Below are 21213 nucleotides of genomic sequence, written 5' to 3'. Positions count from 1 at the left end.
CTCGTAAATATGGCATTGGGAGAATTTCCTGTTCCACTGTTTGTAATCGTAAAAGTGTATTGCACTGTATTTCTTGGCATCACATCAGAAGTTGGAGAAACAATATTTGTCAGAGCAAGAATTGGGAAAAACGTGTAAATAGTATAGTTGTTTGTTCCTGCAAGAGAAGTTGCATTTCCCGCGTCATCTGTCGCCGTCACGGTAACATTATTGTTTGTGTCACTCTGTGTATCCATTGCTCCAGAGAGAGATGCTGTCCAGACATTCGAAGCCACTGATCCAGCTCGATTCGTATCTGCAGCCTTGAAATTCGCGGCATTAAAAGCTACGGAAGCAATATCACTGTTATTGTTGGTACATCCGCTTCCGAGATTGCTGTTGTCCCATCGTAAGATTGGTGTGTCACGATATTTAAAAAGCCCATTTGTTCCGGTCGCTCCTGTTACAGAAATACATGCAACAGAAACTGTTGGTGCAATATTATCTACCGTGAAAGTAGTATTTTCTGTTACTGGTCCAGTGGCTGTGCTTTCAGTATTCGTAGCAGTAATAGTAAACGATCGAGCCACAGCATCAGTGGATCCTGCTGGAATCGTAAATGCTCGAGTGAAAATTCCATCTCCAGAAGTCACGTCTCCATTCGTTTGATTATCATAGAGAGATTCAGTTGCTCCCCCTCCGAAATTACTCAAGTTTGCCCTTACGGTGCCAATATCTGAAAGTGTATTTGAGTCACCACTCACCGCATTCCAAGTGATCGTGAGAATGTCATTTATACCAGCTACTCCAAAAGTTCCATTATCTGTCGTCAGAGAAGCCGCGATATTTCCAGCAGTTACGGTAAGGATAGAAACTGTAAACCATCCATTCGCATTTCCACCATTTGTTGAATTTGCCGGATCAATAGGACCATTCAAGTGATAGACATCTTTAATATCGAGCTTGCTCGCATTCGTTGTGGTAGCGGTCACCGATGCATTGAGTCCCGAAGAATTTGATCTGAGGAGAAGTGGCTCTGCGTTACTGAACCCGTTGAGATTGAGAGTAGTCGCTGTGGTGGTTTGTCCATTTACAAATGTGAGTGTTCGATCTGCGGCGGTAGCGGTGTCAGCGCCAGTTTTGGTAAGCGTGGCAAATGTAGTTGCGCCGAGAATACTCTGTCCATTTCCATTGAGAGTTACTGTTCCAGAGTTTGCGTTAAAAGCTAATGGTGCTCCTGCACTGTTATCAAAATTCCCAGCAAGACGCAACTCGTTTGTAGTGGAAGTAAATGTTCCTCCATCCAAGTCGAGATTTCCGGAAAGAAAAATTACTGTCGAATTTCCCGTAAACGTCCCAGCGGTCATCGTGAAGTTTCCACCGACCATGAATGTCGGAAATGGAGCATTATACGTCGCGCCACTCGCATTAATAGTGAGGTTCCCATAATTCCAGTTGCTAAGAGTATATTCTCCCAAAGAATTGCTGTAGAGAACCGTGCTCCCCGCATTGAGGGTTGGAGTGCCGACACTTTCTCCTCCTTGAAGCTTGAGTATTCCTGCGGCTCCAACGATTAGCGAATTCCCTGTGATAGCTTGTCCATTAATATCCAGTGTTCCGGAAGTTAAGGTAATATTTCCCGTCATTGGTTTTAACCATGAAGCAGCGGTAAGTGTTCCGCTTGATTTATTTATTACCATGGTACTATTCATACTCGTACTGTTTGTATATACTTGTGCCCCTGTTCCATCAAACGTGAGGTTTCCGCTATGCGTGATCATTACGGAAATATCCCAATCGCCAGCAACATTAATCGCATAGGTACTCGCATCGAATAACCCATCAACATCAATAGTTCCTCCAGCATCAATGGCTCCTCCTGGTGTAAATGAATTCTTTATAAGAAGTTCGGTTCCTGTGGTCGTCGTCAAAGTTCCACCAGAAACATCATAGAGCGAAGTCAGGTCATCGCTTGATAATCCGGGATCAGCATTATTCGCGGTGTCGAGATTTGCATTGGTGAGAGCTGTTCCGCTTTCTGTTCGAGTAATCAGATAGTTCTGATAGATGTTCAGATCTGCTATGTCGGTCGCATTTGAAAGGGTTACCACTGCGCCATTTTCAGTCGCATTGTCGAGGTACACTGTCAGGACATCTTCTGCGCTCGTATTTACTGAAGATATAGAAAATGCTCCAAAGCCATTTGTTGTTGTCGATTTGCTCATATCGGTCCCATTCTTTAGAATGCGGACAGTCCTTCCGCTGCCCATAGTGGTAACTCCTTGATTGGTATACACTGTTCCTGAAATCGTTACGCTCGCTGCTTCAGCTTGTCTCGTTTCTGAAAAGACATGAATGAGTTTCGCAGGAGTAATTTTTTGAAACTCCATAACGAGTGACGCATAATGCCATGTTATGAGCAGCATTACCGCATAAACCACGTACAGTACTTGCCGTACTGTTTTTGGATGAAGTTGTCGAAAAAGGATTTCTTTGATCATATTTATATTTTTTTAAGAAATTTCTTCACTTCATAATACCATTTTTTTGTCAAAAAATCCACACCATTTTTCCGATTTTTTCCGCTTTTTCACTGGAAAAAACAGAGATTTTGTGATACAATTCCCTGAAGTTCTTAAAACATATACCAATTTCCATCGAGATGAATATTCCTTTTCTTCTCCTTTCTGCATTTCTCAGCGCTGTGCCAATAATTTTTTGGCTCATGGTTCTTGCGCGAAAACATCGTTCGAATATGGTGTTTTTCTTCGGGCTAAATTTTGTGATGGCAATGGGGTTTTCAGCGCTCTTCCAATATAAACTTGAAAACATACTTTCATTTTGGATTCAAGGAGATCAGCCAAATGGAATCATGATCTTTCTCAGTTTTATGGCGATGGGAGTAATCATCGAATATGGGAAAAATTTTATTGTTCGCCTCACAGGGGGAAAATATTTTCATACGATAGATGATGTGATGGATCTTTCCTTTGCAACCGCACTCGGATTTATGTTTTATCGAAATACGTTTCATTTTTATCTCCTCTTTTCCGGAGGATTTCCGGAGATAGTAGGTCCCGTGAAAATTTTTAAAGACATGCTCGAAAATATTTTCTTCATTCTTCCCGTACATCTTTTTTGTTCCGGAATTTTTGGATATTTCTATGGGCTCTCTCTCTTTGCAAAAGAGGAACTCAAGGAAGATCACAGAAATCGATTCAAGCGCTATAAAGTCTTTGCGTTTAAGACCATGAAGATTATGGAAGGAAGTTTTATATCCGTTGTTTTTTATGGAATATTTTTTAGTGTTCTGAAATTTGACCCCACATTTGGCGATGTGATTCAGTGGCTTGGAATGGATCGGAATATTCTTTTTGGAATTGATGAAAAACTGATGCCACTCATTTCATTTTTCTATTTTAGCGTAGGGACACTTTTTCTTTTTCAACTCATGGATCAAAAACGTGATTTTTCTCGGAAGAAGCTTCTCGTAGATAATTCCAAATCGAAAAAATAACATGAAACTTCAGAATCTCTTCACATTTCGGCTCTTCTTTCTGACACTCCTTGTTGTTGGCGTGAGCTTACTTAAATGGATGGGGGAGAATGCGGATTACAACTCTATTTGGGAATTTTTGAAAGCAAATCCCATAGAACTTATTTTTGATATTTTTTGGATTTATTTTGAACTCCGAGCGGGAATGTATATTTTAAGGTGGTGGTACCATGAACGAAAAGTTGAAGATCTCGTTTTTTTGGAAGTGAAGCTCAATCGTTCGGACGCAAAAGTTGATTATGAAAAAAAAGTAGAAAAAGATTTTAAAGAAAAAATCGCGGTCATGGCTCAGTTCTATAGGGCGCTTACGGAACTCACGGACTTGAATTTAATACATTCCATAAAATCATTCATTTGGGATTTTGAAAAAATCTCATTTGAACTCGTGATGAAAGAGAAACAGCTCAGTTTTTATGTTGTGTGCGATGAGTATTTTCAGAGCATTGTCGAAAAACAGATCACCACTTTTTATCCGAGTGCCGACATCGAAGCAACTCAAGACTATGAATTTAAAAGAGAAAAACATCTCTTTAATGGTTTCTACATGTATCTCAAGGAGGATATTTTCAAGCCCATCCTCATGTATCGAGAAATTGAGGAAGACCCTTTGAACGATCTTTCAAACGTATTTTCTAAACTTGAAGAAGATGAAACGGCGGTTATTCAAATGATTGTGAATCCGATTCGAAGTGAAAAATGGAGGAAAAAAGCAGAGAAAAATGCGACGGATCTTTATCAACGAAAAAAAACATGGAATATTCCGATTCTGTCGAGTATTCCGATTTTGGGATCTCTCCTCAATTTCATTTTCTCCCTTTTCATCCCCGGAGGTGCTGACAATATTTCAAAAACGAATGCTCCTGGAGCGAGTGGTGGAGATCACTTTATTCGTATGATTCAGCCTCAGGAAGAGGCGATTAAACGAATGGGAACCAAAGCGGGGCAACCCGGATTCGATACCACCATTCGCGTTATGGCATGTGCAAAAACAGCTTTTCGAGTCGAAGACATCCTCAACAATCTGGTGGTGGCGTTTTCTATTTTTAAAGATTCGTATAATAATTGGTTCCAGAATCGGCGAATAATCCCGATGAACTTCATCAATGCTCCCCTCATATATCACGGATTCAAACGTCGCTTGGGAAAATTCTATTTTGGAAAAATTTCTCTTATGGTTCCAGATGAACTCGCCACAATATTTCATTTTCCAGATGCGAAATACAACACTGCTGCGATCATCAAATGGCTGAAATATAAAGTGCTTCCGCCGCCACCAGATATTCCTCAGGAAGGACAACTCCTGGGACTTAATAGTTATCGAGGGCAGAAAACAAAAATCTTTATCAAGCATCAGGACAGGTCGCGTCACATGTACATCATCGGAAAATCTGGTTCTGGTAAATCTGCGCTTATTTCGTTTCTCGCGCGGCAAGATGCGGAGCAAGGAAAAGGTTTTTGCGTTGTAGATCCACATGGAGATCTTGTAGAAGATATTTTGGAATATATTCCGAAGGAACGTGCACGTGATGTCATCATTTTTAATCCTTCAGACATCGAACGTCCGATGGGACTTAATCTTCTGGAAGCGCATACGCCCGAAGAAAAAGATCGTGCGTCTCTCGACGCGATGGAAATTTTTCTCAAACTTTTCGGGAATGAAATTTTCGGTCCAAGAATTCAGCACTATTTTCGAAATGGATGTCTCACTCTTATGGATGACGAGGAGGAAGGCGCAACGCTTATCGATATTCCGCGACTTTTTGTGGATGATGAATTTCAAAAATATAAAGTTTCCAAATGTCGGAATACTGTAGTAAAACAGTTTTGGGAAAATGAAATGGCGAAAACTGGTGCGAGAGAAAAAGAAGAAATGATTCCCTATTTTTCTTCAAAATTCGGTCCATTCATTACGAATACGACGATGAGGAATATTATCGGACAACAGAAATCCGCATTTAATATTCGTCAAATTATGGATGAGGGAAAAATTCTTCTCGTCAATCTCTCGAAGGGAAAAATTGGAGATGTCAACGCGCAACTTCTCGGTCTCATCTTTGTCAATAAAATCGCCATGGCGGCACTCAGTCGAGCTGATATTCCGGAGAGGAAACGAAAGGATTTTTATCTCTATGTGGATGAGTTTCAAAATTTCGCAACAGATGCTTTTGCGGATATTCTTTCCGAGGCGAGAAAATATCACCTTGCTCTTATTATGGCGCATCAGTACATAGCGCAGCTCCAAGAAACGCACAATTATGAAAAACAATCAAAAGTGAAAGAAGCAGTATTCGGTAACGTGGGAACGATGATAACGTTCAAAGTCGGCGCGGAAGATGCGGAATATTTTGCAAAAGAATATGCGCCAACACTTTCCGATCAAGACATTCTCGGCGTTTCAAATTATAAAGCGTACCTCAAACTCAATATCGACAATGCATCTTCGAGACCGTTTTCCCTCGAAACTATTTGGGATGTCACGGGAAAAAACCAGAAAGTCGCAGAAATTATTCGCGAATACTCTCGAATGAAGTATGGGCGAAAACGTGAATTCGTGGATAAAGAAATTGAGGCAAGGCTCGGGATGATTGAATAAAAAAGAAATAGTTTTATCATTAATGCTCCACTATTTCTACTTCTATGTCTCTTGGAGACGTAGAGTTTTTGGAGAAATGGCGTTAGTAATATTTCCTTGAAAATCTTCAAGCATTGTTACCAATTTTAGTAAACATGCAATCAATTCCCTCATTCCATTTGAAATTTCATTTACACTAAATTCTTTAACATTCAGATGATTCAAAATAACTTCAATATCCCTTTGTATCTTTTCAACTATCTCTGTTGAGACCGTAGCATTAGTACATATCCCCAGGCGGCTTCGTAATGTGGCTATCGTTTGTGCAAGAGTATTCCTATCGCTACCAGGCTTTAATAATAACGGAAGAGATAAGTTTTTTCTCCCCTTGAGGCTGCGCTGAAGTTCGCCTAATGCCGTGTCTAGACCAGAGGGAATTCCTACTGATGGGCTTTTTGCTTCCGTTAACATGAGCAAAGCATAATAAAATCGAAAAAATTAGAATGGCACAAAAAGTGTACAATAATCTCAGGAAATATTGACTTTTTAGAGTACCAAAGTACAATAAATTCCTCATTATTGCAAGGATAATCAGGAGATGGGTTTAATATTTTCTTAATTTATTAGAAAAGAGTTCAATGGCTCATCATAAGATTCATAAAACAATGCATAAGCATCCTAGTGATCAAGATTGCAATGTAATACCTGAGAAGGGGACTTTTGTCAAGCATTCTGGTGCTGGAATATGGCCACATGCTCTTCCAGCTGAACTTACTGTTCGAATGCAGGATCGTCGTGAACTTCTTGAAGAGTGTGGTGTGATACCTCAGGAATGCAATGACGAAGCAATTCGAAAGCTCGTTTTTGAAACACATGAAAAAATCGAGCAAAGATTAAGGAGCGCAGCGTACCAACGGGATGTAAACCGAGATCCGAGACGGTATCAAGAATTCTTGAAAACTCTTTACGCATCAAGAGCATATAAGAATTTTACGGAATGGATGCAACTGATAGGTCTTGGACGAACCATTGAGCTCGGGGACTGGTCGGTAAGCAGATTAGACGACGGTGCGCGCGCACTTGGGTTTGATGGTATAAAGGGTGTGATCATGGCACAAATTATACTTGCCGAAGAGTTTTTAGAAAGAACGCCTCCGAGTCGTCCGTATTTGAGTATAAATTTTGGTGCGGGGACTGGTATATGGTCTGAAGTCCTTCGAAGATATCATGATTATGAAAAACCTATTTCTCAAAAGTCAAATGGATCTGGCGAACGGAAAACATCATTGACACGATCACAACTTTGGACGGAAGTTGGGGTAGGTGATGTGCTCTATCATGCAATTGAAGATATTATCATGCCTTTTGTTCAAGAACGTCAAAAAGGAAATCCAGAAATAGAAAAATTTGTAAGAGTCATTTGCAAAGGTCTCCAAAGAGCTATTCAAAGAAGGTGGCCAACAGAAAGAAAAGATGGAGTTATAGTAGAGGACCAAAATAAGCGTCTCTATGATATGAACATTGTATTTGAACTTCTTGCGAATCCACAAGAGTGGCTTCCAGAAATTCTTGATGTTACAAGAGGAAAACTTATAGAATCTTCAGAGTTTGAAGATGATGTCACAGTTGATATTGCTGATATTCATCATCCTGAGCTTCTCGATGTTTATAAAAGGCTGTTGGAATTTTTAGGATGGGAGGAAGAGGATGTGAACATTGAAGTATTGCGTCGTCAAAAAGATCAAGTTTCAAGACAACAAGAAGCACTTGTTGCAAAGAAAAAAAGAACTGATAAGGATGCTGTTCCTGAATTAGACCGGGAAATACAATATTTTAAGCAAGAATCATTTCGTATTTCACGACAAATAGCTCGCTGCCAATTATCAGAGCGGCAATTAACAGAAGGAATCAGTGAAAAATTACAAGCTTTGCACGTTCTCAAGAATAGACTCTCAAAAGGCGAAAATCCACAAACAATTTCCCAATGCTTTCAAGAGCTCACAAATATAGCCATATCAGGAGAAGCAATTTCTCAGGCAATTAATTCTGAGATTCTCACTTTGCATCAGGAGTATCGAAAGTACAAAAGTGCAATACAAGCACGAAGAGGCTATAGAAAATTACGCAAACTTCAAAATGCATATGATCAGGCAAAGGCAGGAGATATTCAAAGTGCTAAAACAGGATGGGGTACGGGGTTCCTCACACAGTTGAGATCGATACCTTCATATCATGATCATGATGATCTCACATTCGATAATTTCTCGAGAAAGCTCAGAGAGGCTCTTTGCGAACAAGAAAGAATCTTGGAGACCCTAGAAGAGCCTATTCCGCACGTTCCATCAACAGAAGAAAGAGTACAAAAAGTATGTGAAGTACTCAGAACAGTGTTCACCGAAAAATTTATTGCTGGAGTTCAGAATTATCAGGAGTATCAAAATCCTGGGTATCGAAAGAAATTTAAAGAGTACTCTCTATCTCTTCCAAATCTCAATAGATCTACTGTAATGAGCCTTATTGGTTTTGTTCCGTCTGTTTTTTCAAAAATTGGTCGTCATATATCGCCAAAAGACAATGTGGGATTCTGTATTGGCAGAAAAAGCGGAACACACCAAAGCAGAGATGAACTCAAAAAAACAATTAGAGCAGAACTTAAAATATTAGGGACTGGAGCACTGTATGGAAATGATGAATTTCAAGAATCCTATAGCAGAGATTATCGACTTGACGTATTTCTCGATGTTTTCAAAGAGGTTATCGAAAGTGATGAATCCTTACGAAAAGCCTTCAAGGTAGAGGTTATTTTAGATGCTGAAACACACGGGAGAAAATCAGTGTTGATTCAAAGGAGAGGAAGAAAAAAGGGGAAGCCATTTTTCACCAATGCTCATAAGGACATGATATTTTCAGGCGTATATTTTGACAGTATTGAAAATGTTATGAGTCGTCCAGAGTTTTTTATTGTGAGTACTTTACGAAGAGAAATATTGGAAGCGGCACAGCCAGGAATGGAGCATGAGGCTTTTCGAGGTGTTCATAAGCGAATACGCGAAGGAATGGAACATGAGCTCCTTCAAGTGGCAGCATCCTATGAAGAAAGGAACGGGAAAGGCTCGATCGAAAGACTCATGAGTCCTGAAATAGTGAACGTCTACCGATCTCTGCAAGAGTTCGGGAATCAATCAGAACAAGGAAGAATTCTTTTAAATTTTATGAAAGGTCCACAAGCTGGAAATGTTCTGAATCACGGCGAATCTATTGATATTTTGAAGAGAATGAGGAGAACAGTAAATGATATTCTCAGATCCACACGGAAAGTAAAAAGACTGCTTAATGTTGATGCAGAACCAAGGACTCCACTTCAAGGAGTTCAATTTTATCCAACAATACCAGCAGAAATCACATTTTCTCGTCCTCAGAGAAGAGATTATGATAGACCTCATAAGGTTATCCCTCCGGTGCAACTGCCGACTCATGAGGATCTTTTTTCAAGAGAAGGTGAATTTCAAGAACGATCTCAACGCCTCACGAAAGCATTTCTACGGCTTAGTCATAAAGGGATTGGTGTTGGGAAGCGGAGAAGTAGTCGTCAGCCGCTTCTCCTCATAGATCTCACGACTTGTATTACAAACATTTTTTTGAGAGAAAGATTGCGAGAAATATTTGGAACTGAATTTGGCAGCATAGTATTTGATGCAAAAACAGATTTCAGGGAAATGTCTCAGACCACTGAACCGGAGAAAATAATCCGTCACGTTCAAGGTATCCGTTTATCAATTGAAAACCTGCTTCAAAATGGAGGTCTTCTCGTATCAGGAGGCGGGTCGGAAGATGCAGATGATCGAAATGCTGAAGCTATGGGGAAATTACTGCAGAGACCTCTTGAAAATATGGCAGAAGGAAATTCAAATGTCCGAGCATTCGGCATTTGTCTTGGTGAACAAATTATATGTAAAACTGTTGGAGAAATGATGAATATAAATTTGGGAACAAAAACTCACCAGAAACCTCCGATAGAAGTTGTTCAGGGAGGCTTAGAGTTTGGACCTGTTCCAATTCGTGTTGATAACGCATCTCACTCTCACCATATATTTCATGATCTCCCTCGTATTCTTACTCTTGCTTCGACACACTCGAGTCATGTTGTTGATCATCGAGATGGAGGAGTTTTTGATGACACTCAAAGAATAATACGGTGGCTTGCGACGAGTCAATTGAGTGGAATGCCGGTTATTGCAGAAATATTCAATGGGAAGGGTATTGTTATGCAACCTCATCCGGAAATATCACTTGCTCCTGGAAAAGATGATGTTAGTCGACTTTTTGCACAACTCGAAGAACGCGGTGTCGGAAATATATGGCAAGAGAGATTTGGAATCGGTATTTCCGGTCCTCGAAAAAACTACGATCTCATCAGGCAAAGCGAAAGAGGAGATGCCGGAAAGTGGCTTCTCCTGCAGACTTTAGAACATCTTGCGGGAACTTTTTCTTAAATTCTTTTCGGGTTTAATTTTGACCTTTTTGGTCAATAATTCCCAAAATCATTTCCACAAGTTGCGCGTACTTCTCGATGAATTCATTTTCAAAAATCTCCAGTTTTTTGTCTGGAGTAGCATAAAGCCAAAGCGCTCCGACGCGTTGTGAATGATATTTAAGAGGGATGAGAAGAAGCGAGCAGAGATTGTGTTTTCTGGCAAGACTTGGAGTTCGATATTTTGGCTCTTTGCTGACATCTATTATTTTAAGAGGAATTCCAGATTCAAAGGCTTTTTCTGCAAGTGTATTTTTGAGCGGAAAACTGTAGGTGCCTTCCCAAGCATCTGTAACTCCTGCACATGCAAGGAGATCCATAGTATCTTTTTTAGGGTTGTATTTTCTGAGGACGCAGGCATCAACTCTCGTCAGCATAATAATGGCACTCACAATAAAATCAGCAATTCCTTTTAAACTAGAAGCATTTTCTGCAACATCGAGGAGTTCAAATACGTAATCCATCTGCCTCCGTATAATTCCGAATTGATTATATGAGTCTTTTAATTTTTGATATTTTATCGTCAGTTCTTCCTCAAACTTATGCTGATTGGTTATGTCTCTTGCAATAAGGAGATATGAGCATTTGTCACCTTCTTTATCACAAGTTTCATGAGAAAGGGATGTGAGCGTGGCGGAAACAAAAATTTCAGTGTTGTTCTTGTGTTTCCCAGTAAGTTCGAAATTGTGGAGCACTTTTTGCCCATGAAAAATATCAGAGAGATCTTTTCCCGGGAATATTTTTTGAAGAGATTTTCCCTCAATCTCGATTTTTTTGTAACCAAACATCATTTCTGCACCACTATTCCAAAGTTTCACTATTCCTGAGTGATTAAAAAGAACAATAGCATCAGTTGTGAATTGAAGAGCATTGCTGAGAATTTTTTTTTCTTCTTCTTTTTTTTGAATTTCTCGCAAATCCGTACAAATACCAATAGTCCCTCCATCTGGCAAAGGTGAACCACTCACAAAAACGGGTATTTCTTGCCCATGTTTTGTGACGAGTACTCCTTCGTAATGTGAACTTTGCCCTTTTTTTCTCTCACGAGAATTTACATCATGAATCTTCTGAACACTTTCTTTATCCCAAAATGTATATTCACTTTTCTCGAAAACTTCATCGAGAGAGTATTCCATCATTGTACAAAAACCAGGATTGGCATACACAATCCGTGCTTTGTTATCTGTCAAATACACGGCTTCACTCATGTGCTCAATAAGCATTTTAAAAATAGATTCTTTTTTCTCGAGTTCTGTAAGATCCGTCATAATGCCGATTGTACCGCCATCAGGGAGTGGAGTCCCATTTAGAAGAACAGGAATGCGTTTTCCTGTTTTTGAAATAAGTACTCCTTGATAGCTTGAACCAACACCATTTTTTCTGTCACGAGCATTCACGTTCTGTACGATTTTTCCACTATTTTCATCCCAAAAATCATACGACTCTTTTCCGAGAATTTCATTAAGAGTGTATCCCATGATCTCACAAAATTTTGGATTCGCGTATTGAGTATGTTCATTTTTATCGCCCATCCATACTGCTTCATTCATATTTTCAATGAGCGTTTTGTAGATGGAATCCTTTTCTTCAAGTTTTGTAAGATCCGTCATAATGCCGATTGTACCGCCATCAGGGAGTGGAGTCCCATTCAGAAGCACAGGAATGCGTTTTCCACTTTTGGAAATAAGTGTTCCTGTGTAGCTGGAACTAACACCATTTTTCCTGTCATTCGCATTTATTTTCCGTACAGTTTCTGCACTTTCTTTATCCCAGAAATCATAAGACTCTTTCCCGATTATCTCTTTGAGGGAATATTCCATGATTTCGCAGAATTTTGGGTTTGCATATATAGTACATTCATTTTTATCTCCCATCCACACAGCTTCATTCATGTGTTCAATGAGTTTCTGATAGAGAGTTTTTGAGAAAGATTTTGTCATGTGGGAAAAAACAGGATAAGAAAATATTAGTTGTCTTTCAGTGCGAGAGAAATTCTTCGAAGGGTATTCCGACAGAAAACAAAGTCCAGCCAGTTGCGGGACACCTGGTTTTCCTGAGATTTTATAATTTCCACATTGTCACCTTCTTGAATGCCGTAATTCAGTTCTTCTTTCTGTCCATTTACCCGAGCAAAACTCGCCTTATTTCCCAAATCCGTATGGAGAAAATATGCAAAATCTAACACAGTTACCCCGTGTTCCATGCGAAAGAGATCTCGCTCATAAGAAAAGAAGTATATATTAGTGCTTTCTTTTTGAGAGAGAAATGAAAAATATCGCACAAAATATGCTTCTTTTTGGCTGAGGAGTTCGGTCTTTTTCTTTTGCGAGTAAAACCAGTGAGCGGCAAGTCCTTTTTCTGCAAAATCATTCATCACTCTCGTTCGAATTTGCACCTCTATGGGAATACTCAGACCAGAAATTACGTTGGTAAGTCCCGTGTGAAGGCTCTGATACCCGTTAATTTTTGGAATGGTAATATAGTCTTTGAACCGCTCTGGTAAGGGAGTGAAATGATCGTGGAGGAGATTAAGCATGTGGAAACATTCAGCAGGGTTGGGATTCTCAAGAATTATTCGAAAGGCGAAAATATCTCGGAGTGAAAATATTTCCTCTTTTCTTTTTTTTTCCATTTTTTGGGCTATGCTGTGGATTTTTTTGTATCTGCCGAGAACAGTACCCTTGATCTTCTCAGAATTAAGGATTTCCTGAAGCCTCTCAGTGATGCGATGTATCACTTTTTTCGATTGGCGCTCATATTTCAGGAGAGCTTTCCCGATAGATGCATATTTTTGTGGATACAGTAGCTCAAAACTCACATCAGAAAGAATATCTCTCATTTCATTAAATCCAAATCGTTGACAAAGCGGGGCAATTACTTCCAGATATCTCCTCGCAAGGTGCTTTTTATCCGAGGATATCCGTGTTGAAAAATCGAGATTTTCTTTGATCAAGACGAGAAATTTATAAAATACATATGGCAATTTCGCAAAATTTGTAAAAAAATACTCCATAAGGATTTCCATATTTTCCTTGGAATCCCTTGGGTACACAAGGAACTTAAGCCACTTCTCCATAAGGAGGAGTTCTTCTTTAGAGGAAGCCTGTTTTTTGAGGAATTGAAGCACGAATTACTTTGGAAAAATTGAGATACACGAGTTTTCTTTATATCATATTGCCAAAAACGAAGTCCACTATTTAATATTCTTTTAATATACTCCGATTCTCATGTTCATTCAAAATTTTTTCTAAAGTCTCTTAATGCGAATTTTTAACCAAACTACTCAAAATATACTCGATCAGTCATGATTGGCAAACACAGTCCGTATTTATTCGCAAGAAGATATTGACAAAACATAAAATTCAGTGGAAAGTATCGAGTGAGGATTTATTTTCCACAAAATTTTATTTAGAAATTATATGCGAGAAGGAAATGAATATAGTGAATTAATGGGAGAACTGCTGAAGATAGCAACTTCTGAACAGAGAAAAGTTGTTGTAGCGGAAGAAGGTGTTTCTCAAGAAAGCTTTCAAGCGACATTTAGAGGTGAGGATGGTCAAGAAAGAAAGGGAGGGGGAAGAAAAGCAGCTGACATAGGAGCCCTTCTCGGAGCAATGTTACTTGATATTCTTGAAAAAGAAAGTGAAGAAGATCCACAACTTTTACAAATTAGAAACGCATTGCGAAGTGTGAGTGAAGGAACTCTCGGAATGGTGGTAAGTCGTATTCCCCAATATTTTATGTATCCTGCTCCGCTTTCTCTTGATTCTGACGGACGAGAGCATTATGGAGCACATCCAGTACGGATTTTGCATTTCGGAGAACCAAGAAACTTAGCCAGCACCGCTGCTCCGGGAGAGTTAGACCGTGAACAAAAAGAATTTGCAGAAAGAATAAACCGATGGCTAATTGATGGCTCAACGAGTGATCTCCCTCGCGTTACAACAAAAAGTATACAGTATGAGGAGGCGGAAAAAACAGCGGCATAAATTTGAGGAGAATTTCTGCGAGAATCACCTATATCTTCTTTTTTGCCTCTGACAGCCAATCATAGGAATTCGCAGCGCAAAGTCCTTTCAAGAGTTCTTTCGCTGAATTCGTATGTACGAGTTTTTCTATGGTTGTGATCCATGTTTCTGCAGCTTTGTAGCCAAGCTCCAGATATTCTTTTGCTGTAAGCGCTTGTTCGAGGAGGTCAGCATCCTTCGCAATTTTTCCGGCGATTCCAGTTCTTTCTTCCGTACATTTCCACAGCTTCATAATTTTTTCCTGAATCTCAGGAAGATTTTTGAGTTGATCAGAAACAGCGCGCTCTTCGTGCACATTTTCGATGTAATAATTTGCTACTTTATGAATATCGCCTACTCGACATTCTCCAATGTCATGAAACACAAGCATAGCACAAACTTCCTCAGGGTTTTTGTATTTTTCGAGCACAGCGAGCACATAGCCGATTTGTGCCGCTCTCAGAGAGTGATCGGCAACACTTTCTGGATTTTCAACGCCGGCAAGACGCCAGCCTTCATGTTTAATACGTCTGAGATTTCCGATTTCAAAGAAAAAGTGGAGAAGAGATTTTGGAGACATAGGAAAAAAATTTTAAATTTTAAATTTTGAATTTTAAATTCAATTCCTGAATCTTATTTTTTTACGAGGTAAATTGTCGTTTCATATCCTTTGTTTGTCGGAATATTCTCGAGAAATATTTTGAGTCCATATATTTTTGCGCAGGATTTTGGAGCGAGAACGAGAGAATTTTGAGGATACTCATTTTGTGAAAGTTTTTTCGCCGCGAAAGCAGTGTCAATTTCTTCATGAAGAGAAAACTTCGCAAAATGTTTTTCAAGAAAACTTTTATGTTCCTCCAAAGCTTGCGGATGAGAAAAAATATGAACTACTTTTTCGGAATCAATTTTAGAATTTGCCAAGAGAACATGGTCGGATGGAAGCACTACTTCATCTATTTTTTCAAATTGGTATTTTTTTATTGCTTTTTGAGTTTCTTCCACAAGTCCATTTCGCGATGACTTCCACGCGAATGTTCCATAAGAAATCTTGTTGTTTTCGAGGGCACGCAAAACATTCTCAGTGGTGATCAAATAACGAATTTCAAAATTTTTCCACTGATACTTTCTCGCAAAAAACTTGCACGCTTTTTCATTTGTACTGCCAGCGTCTCCCTGAATTCCAATGGTAAATGGCATAATGGGAGAAAATTATTTTCAGGAAACAGTATACACTTTTTTCCAAAAAAATTGGTTTTGAAAATCTTTTTTCTTCTGATACAATCGCCCAGCTTTTTTTTCTTTCTTTCATACCATAATTTTATGAAGTCTCTTCAAAAATCATTTGTTTTCGGAAGTGCTCTGCTTCTTCTTCTATCACTTTCCGCATGTAATACTCCAAAATCTCGTACTCCTAACAAATCTCTTGAGAAAAAATCCACAGAAACGCCCGTTCCTGGAAATGATAAGGTCGCTCCTGAAGTGAAAGGAACGGATACTGATACTCCTCAAGCAAAAGATGCAAAAAATGTTCCAGAAAATAAAGAAAAAGAGAGTGATGTGAAAAATATCCCCGCTCCTGAAGCAAAAAATACTGAAAATGTTCCCGTAGCCAAAGGAAATGTAAAAGAGTTTGTTATGACAGCAAAAAAATGGAAATTTATTCCTTCAGAAATTACTGTAGAGGAAGGAGACACTGTTCGCCTTTCGGTAACAAGCCTTGATGTAGAGCATGGTCTTGCTATTCCACAGTATGGAATCAATAAAAAGGTTCCTGCTGGAGAGACAGTTGACATTGAATTTGTTGCTGATAAAGTGGGAACATTTCCATTCGTTTGCTCTGTTCTCTGCGGTGAAGGACACGGGAATATGAAGGGGCAACTTACGGTGGTGGAGAAGAAGGCGACACCTCAATAAAGACCAGAGTTTAATATCTCAAGCGTTCCTTTTCGCGATGAGTGAGGGGGAACGTTTTTGTTTTTTGGGGGAAAGAATGCAGAATGATTTGAAAAAAAGTGGAGATAAATTTAGAATTCGAACAAATCGGGGCGTAGTTCAGTTGGTTAGAATGCATGGCTGGGGGTCATGCGGTCGTGGGTTCGAATCCCGCCGCCCCGACCATTTTGAAGTTTAGTGCGGTCGTCCGCCCGAGGCGGATCGCCCCGACCAACCTTTTCAGCTGTTTTTTGAAATAATCGGTAATAACAATTTTATACATCTGCAAGCTGGTCATCAAGTGATGATGTCAGCTTACCTTCCTTGTTTAGTTTTCCCAAGACGGCAGCTAATTCTTTTGTTGCTGTTTCAAAATTTTTCTCATTTGCCCCCTTGTTGTATTTATAAAACTTGATCAAAAAGCGAAAAAATTCAGCTTTATTGGTGTACCCTTCCTCCTGCATCATTCCCTTAACCTCATTTTCCTGAATGTCGTTAATTTTGAAAAATACAGTAGTCATATAGATAAAATATAGTTAATTCATAGTAATTATATATGTTTTTTATCAACATGACAATAGTATATATATGTAAAAAAACAATAAAAAATTCTTTTCCGATTCTGTCGTCGACCAGTGACAACAGAATCGTGTTCATGATAGTGGTGGTCTGAAGCACAGTTTCGGCATCTTCTCTGTTGCAAAACTTTTTTCATTTCGTAGAGAAATTACAATGAAGTTAGTTTTTTCTCATTATTATTTTTTGTATGAAAAACTCCTTTTCATTTTTTCTCACGACGATTTTTGTTTTATATTTCCTTTGTGTATCCGGTGAATTTACTTTTGCCTATGAAAATAATTACAAATTCAACGGGAAAGAACTCGATCCGGAAACGAATCTCTATTATTACGGAGCTCGATACTATAATCCAAAAATAGGGCAATTTGCTTCTCAAGATCCATGGGAAGGAGACCTCACTGATCCCCAGTCATTCAACAAATATTCCTATGTGAGAAATAATCCACTGAGGTATGTGGATCCGAGTGGCGCAATTAAAAAAGATGCTTCTGTCTTGAGCAAATTAGGGAGTATTCTCACTTTTGATAATTTCGGAGAAGGTGATGGTTGGCTCGCAAAAAGCGCGAACAATTACACTGACAATCGCAGCAAAGAGACGCTCTCAGATGCTGTGAATAAGATGGCCACAGCGATTGAGAAATTTATAAAAGATCCTGCTTCATTTTCCGACGAAACATGGGATTCCAAAACAACGGAAAGAATACAAGAACTTGATCCAAAGGTTCAGGTTCCAGCAACAGATTTTATTAACACTGCGGAACAAGAGCAAGATACTCAATTGCGTGTTGGGGACGGATACCGTAGCATAGCAGAGCAAAATGCACTTTATAATCAGAGTCGTACCGATCCTCCTGCTGGTCCTTGGAGAACTAATGCAAAAGGAGGTGAAAGCTATCATAATTATGGTTTGGCTATTGACGTGTATGAAATGAAAAATGGTCAGCCAACTTGGAAAGTTCTTACTCAGAGTGTGGTAAATATAGCAAAAAGTTTCGGCTTCGAATGGGGCGGTGATTGGAAAAAACCAGACACAGACCCGCCTCATTTCCAGATGACCTTTGGACAATCAAAAGATGACCTTCAGAAAAAAAATGCAAAAAAATGATAAACTTTCCTAAATTTCCTAATAGTGTATGAATATAATTCTCAAATTTATCGCCTTCATCTTCTTTTTTAAACTGGGATCTGCTCCAATTGAAACTGTGCCGAATCCATCAACTGAAGAAGCACCATCAATTAGGAACCACAGGGAGGAGCAAATTGCAAAAAGATGGGATTCGTACGTTAATAGTAAATATAGTTTTACGATTCAGTATCCATATATGCTCGGAAATAATAAAATTTCTCTTCTTCAGGAGAAGAATATATTTTATATTTTTGGACGAAATGGCTTGAATATTGAATTTAAAATACCACTGATTCTTGGAAAAAATATTGAGTCAGAAGATGATATCCGGAAATTTATTCAGGAACAATATGGAAAGAATTGTCAACTGTTTCCAGAATATAATAAAATGGTCGAGACTAACTTCGTGAGATTGAATACCATTGTAAATACTGAAAAAGAAGGATGTTCCGCCACTCCAACATCACTTCTGCATTATTCTCCAACAGAAAAAAAGATCGTTCTTATAGAAAAAGATCAATCACCTCTGATTGATCTGCAAGATGGTCAACAAACTGATTATCTGAGTGAGATGATTGGGAGTTTTCAATTCCTTGACGAGTCGAAAAAACTTCAAAAAAATCATGTGACTAAAAATATGTCACTTGCCGGAAAAATTCAAGAAACTGAAGATTACATAAATGAAATAGACAACAATCCCTTTGGATATGTTGTATGCAAGGGAGGTATACTCGGACTCAGCACAGAAGGCGCCTCTGTCATATCCTATTACGATTCCAATGCTCTTGTAAAAGTGGCAGCAATATTTTTTGGGGAAAACGGAAAAACTGAAGAAAATATTTATCTCAATAATGGGAATGTAGTTTTTATCGATTCTTTGACGACAGAATATGATATGCCATTTTATATGGAAGGCTCGAAAAATAAGTCAGAAACTGAGAGTAAATATTATTTTAAGAATGAAGTGCTTACGAACTGGATTGAAGAAGGAAAAGAAGTTGATCAAAAATCACAGAAATTCAAGGAGGAAGCAGATCGATTTCCTGGTGAATTTGATGATCTCGGATTCAACAAATTAAAAGAGGGAGTTTCATGCAAATAAAAATCCCCCTCATTTCCAGATAACTTTTGGACAATTCACAGGCGATCTTCAGAAAAAAAAATGAAAAAAAATGATAAACTTTCCTAAATTTCCTAATAGTGTATGAATATAATTCTCAAATTTATCGCCTTCATCTTTTTTTTAGAACTCGGGTTTTCTACAATAGGAACAGCTCCAAAGCCACCAGCGCAAGACACGCCTTTATCAGGAAGCAAATTGCACTCGGAAGAAGTTAAGAAAATTGAGGACAAGTTTCAATCGCAAGAAGAAATTGAAGAGATACGTTCAAAAATTGATACTTCAATAGGAAAATATGAAAGAAAGTCATACCATGATATTAATGTTTACAAAGATATAAATCCTCATAATTATTCATTTGAAAGTACTAAAATATACGAATTAGTTATGATTAATCTTGAGAAAATTTATGATAAAGAAGAAATAAAAAAAATAATTGTTAAATTTGAAGGAGAGAGAGACGATCAAACTTCTCAGTATTATTTTCAGAACGGGAAGTTAATTTTTGTATTAAAAACGAGATTCAGTTATGAAAAGTCGAAATTGGATGAAAAATTTGATTCAGAAGAAAAAAAGGTAATAGAAAATAAGTATTATTTTAACGAAGGAAAAATGCTAAAACCTCCTGATCCTCAAGAACAAAATGTTGGTTTAAATAATAATGAGATCGAAAGAGAGATTATTAATGATGTGAAGGTTTATGAAAATTATGAGAAATAGATTGACTCGCAAGATTTGTCCTCTGCCTGAGTCATTGCTATGAGAAGTCAAAAACAAATGTGAAAAATGGCGTTTCATGCAAATAAAAATTCCTGCGTTTCTAAAGGACTTTCCTGACGGATACCGGCAGGCAGTAGTTATTGACAAGCAAACATATTTCTTTTATGATATGCGCCATTAATAATTCATATGGAAGGTCATAATTCTGCCGAAGATCATCAAGAAAAGGCTGCATGGAGAGAAGTCTTCATCGAAAAATTGCTTTCTATTCATGGAGCATTGCCAACAGTCGAAGAGGTAAGGCGCTTGCTAACAGAAATGTTGGGTGATGCGAAAAAAAATCCAGGAGGAGCCATTAGACCCAATCTGAGAAATCTTTGCCAATTTATGGGTGACTATTCTGGACAAATTTCTCATTTACTTGAAGCCCCCTTAGAAGGAGTTTTACAAGAGGCTCAGAAAAGGAGAGCAGCAACTGAATTAGCCAACTATAATCCGAGATTAGGGGATATTTTTCTAGAATTACAAAAGAGTAGAGAAAAGAAAGGACTTGTATTCACCGATGAAGAATTGATGCAGGCACTTCTTCGATATAAGAATTCCTTAACCGGGAATAGCTTGGTATGTTGTAGAGAACGACTCAAAAATGTTTTACCGAGAGAGTGGAGTAAAGAAGAAAGGAATAACGTACTGAAGAGTTGGGTGCATTCTTCAGATAGTTTGGTGATGGATAAACTTTCTGAGGAGATACAGAAAATGGTCCCCAGACCTCTTCTTACTGACCCTATAGCAGCATTCCTAGATCTTGTTTCAAGAGAGAATGATGATCATCTGCTTATTTCCGTAACAGTTTGTTTTTTCTGTCTTGATCCAAATCTTCAGTCATCGGAAATAGAGGTTGAGGTTGAAAAAGAAGTAAAAGTAGAGCTTTGCTAATGAATGAGATATAAGGAGGAAAATTCAAGGATTATAAGCACCACCCCTAGAGGAGATCAGAAATGACTTCATTTGGAGTACGATATCGAAGTGATTTTCTTGGTCTGTCGTTGAGTTTTTCTTGTACTGCATAGATTTTTTCTTCTGATACTTTG

The 21213-nt window shown here is 38.5% G+C and carries 17 protein-coding genes and 1 tRNA gene; 10 read left to right on the top strand and 8 right to left on the bottom strand.

Features of this window, described 5'->3' with window-relative positions; all coding sequences use genetic code 11:
* The coding region (locus HZA38_06505) for a hypothetical protein (protein ID MBI5415131.1) at positions 1 to 2480 on the bottom strand (2480 nt) is incomplete at its 3' end.
* 161 nt (positions 2481 to 2641) lie between these two features.
* Between HZA38_06505 and HZA38_06500 the strand changes: the two genes are divergently transcribed.
* Together HZA38_06500 and HZA38_06495 are read left to right on the top strand one after the other, a co-directional pair.
* On the top strand, positions 2642 to 3496 hold the full coding sequence (locus HZA38_06500) for a hypothetical protein (protein ID MBI5415130.1): 855 nt from the start codon (positions 2642 to 2644) through the stop codon (positions 3494 to 3496).
* 1 nt (position 3497) lies between these two features.
* Positions 3498 to 6128: a type IV secretion system DNA-binding domain-containing protein gene (locus tag HZA38_06495; GenBank protein ID MBI5415129.1), complete on the top strand. Its 2631-nt coding sequence runs from the start codon at positions 3498 to 3500 to the stop codon at positions 6126 to 6128.
* Positions 6129 to 6170: 42 nt separating this feature from the next.
* On the opposite strand, the gene HZA38_06490 is transcribed toward HZA38_06495, so the two are convergent.
* Complete coding sequence (locus tag HZA38_06490; GenBank protein ID MBI5415128.1) at positions 6171 to 6578, bottom strand: hypothetical protein; 408 nt, start codon at positions 6576 to 6578, stop codon at positions 6171 to 6173.
* 194 nt (positions 6579 to 6772) lie between these two features.
* Here HZA38_06490 and HZA38_06485 point away from each other — a divergent pair, with 194 nt between their 5' ends.
* Entirely contained in the window at positions 6773 to 10600 is a 3828-nt protein-coding gene (locus tag HZA38_06485; GenBank protein MBI5415127.1) for a hypothetical protein, read from the top strand.
* 13 nt (positions 10601 to 10613) lie between these two features.
* Here HZA38_06485 and HZA38_06480 read toward each other — a convergent pair whose 3' ends face one another.
* Positions 10614 to 12578, bottom strand: a complete 1965-nt coding sequence (locus HZA38_06480; protein ID MBI5415126.1) for a PAS domain S-box protein — start codon at positions 12576 to 12578, stop codon at positions 10614 to 10616.
* 26 nt (positions 12579 to 12604) lie between these two features.
* The gene (locus tag HZA38_06475; GenBank protein ID MBI5415125.1) at positions 12605 to 13765 is read right to left on the bottom strand and encodes a bifunctional (p)ppGpp synthetase/guanosine-3',5'-bis(diphosphate) 3'-pyrophosphohydrolase; all 1161 of its coding nucleotides are present in this window, start codon (positions 13763 to 13765) and stop codon (positions 12605 to 12607) included.
* A 292-nt stretch (positions 13766 to 14057) separates the two neighbouring features.
* On the opposite strand from HZA38_06475, the gene HZA38_06470 reads away from it, so the two are divergent.
* A complete protein-coding gene (locus tag HZA38_06470; GenBank protein ID MBI5415124.1) occupies positions 14058 to 14627 on the top strand; it encodes a hypothetical protein in 570 nt (189 codons plus the stop codon).
* Positions 14628 to 14655: 28 nt separating this feature from the next.
* On the opposite strand, the gene HZA38_06465 is transcribed toward HZA38_06470, so the two are convergent.
* Positions 14656 to 15225 (bottom strand): HD family hydrolase, encoded by a 570-nt coding sequence (locus HZA38_06465; GenBank protein ID MBI5415123.1) that lies wholly within the window; start codon positions 15223 to 15225, stop codon positions 14656 to 14658.
* A gap of 53 nt (positions 15226 to 15278) precedes the next feature.
* Entirely contained in the window at positions 15279 to 15842 is a 564-nt protein-coding gene (locus HZA38_06460) for a prephenate dehydratase (protein MBI5415122.1), read from the bottom strand.
* A 123-nt stretch (positions 15843 to 15965) separates the two neighbouring features.
* On the opposite strand from HZA38_06460, the gene HZA38_06455 reads away from it, so the two are divergent.
* Together HZA38_06455 and HZA38_06450 are read left to right on the top strand one after the other, a co-directional pair.
* Complete coding sequence (locus tag HZA38_06455) at positions 15966 to 16559, top strand: cupredoxin domain-containing protein (GenBank protein MBI5415121.1); 594 nt, start codon at positions 15966 to 15968, stop codon at positions 16557 to 16559.
* 127 nt (positions 16560 to 16686) lie between these two features.
* A tRNA-Pro gene (locus HZA38_06450) sits at positions 16687 to 16763 on the top strand.
* An 89-nt stretch (positions 16764 to 16852) separates the two neighbouring features.
* On the opposite strand, the gene HZA38_06445 is transcribed toward HZA38_06450, so the two are convergent.
* Positions 16853 to 17098 carry a hypothetical protein gene (locus HZA38_06445; protein ID MBI5415120.1) on the bottom strand — a complete coding sequence of 82 codons (246 nt, stop codon included), beginning with the start codon at positions 17096 to 17098 and terminating at the stop codon, positions 16853 to 16855.
* A gap of 245 nt (positions 17099 to 17343) precedes the next feature.
* Here HZA38_06445 and HZA38_06440 point away from each other — a divergent pair, with 245 nt between their 5' ends.
* The 4 genes from HZA38_06440 (at position 17344) to HZA38_06425 (ending at position 21058) form a co-directional block, all read left to right on the top strand.
* Positions 17344 to 18261, top strand: a complete 918-nt coding sequence (locus HZA38_06440; GenBank protein MBI5415119.1) for a M15 family metallopeptidase — start codon at positions 17344 to 17346, stop codon at positions 18259 to 18261.
* Between the two features lie 28 nt (positions 18262 to 18289).
* Entirely contained in the window at positions 18290 to 19384 is a 1095-nt protein-coding gene (locus tag HZA38_06435; protein MBI5415118.1) for a hypothetical protein, read from the top strand.
* Positions 19385 to 19486: 102 nt separating this feature from the next.
* Positions 19487 to 20122, top strand: coding sequence for a hypothetical protein (locus tag HZA38_06430; protein ID MBI5415117.1), 636 nt, complete (start codon positions 19487 to 19489; stop codon positions 20120 to 20122).
* Between the two features lie 189 nt (positions 20123 to 20311).
* The gene (locus HZA38_06425; protein ID MBI5415116.1) at positions 20312 to 21058 is read left to right on the top strand and encodes a hypothetical protein; all 747 of its coding nucleotides are present in this window, start codon (positions 20312 to 20314) and stop codon (positions 21056 to 21058) included.
* Between the two features lie 46 nt (positions 21059 to 21104).
* On the opposite strand, the gene HZA38_06420 is transcribed toward HZA38_06425, so the two are convergent.
* On the bottom strand, positions 21105 to 21213 hold a 109-nt coding region (locus HZA38_06420; GenBank protein MBI5415115.1), incomplete at its 5' end, for an IS30 family transposase.

This window comes from Candidatus Peregrinibacteria bacterium, from assembly GCA_016220175.1.
GTDB lineage: Bacteria > Patescibacteriota > Gracilibacteria > CAIRYL01 > CAIRYL01 > JACRHZ01.
This window is presented reverse-complemented; position numbering and strand designations above follow the sequence as displayed.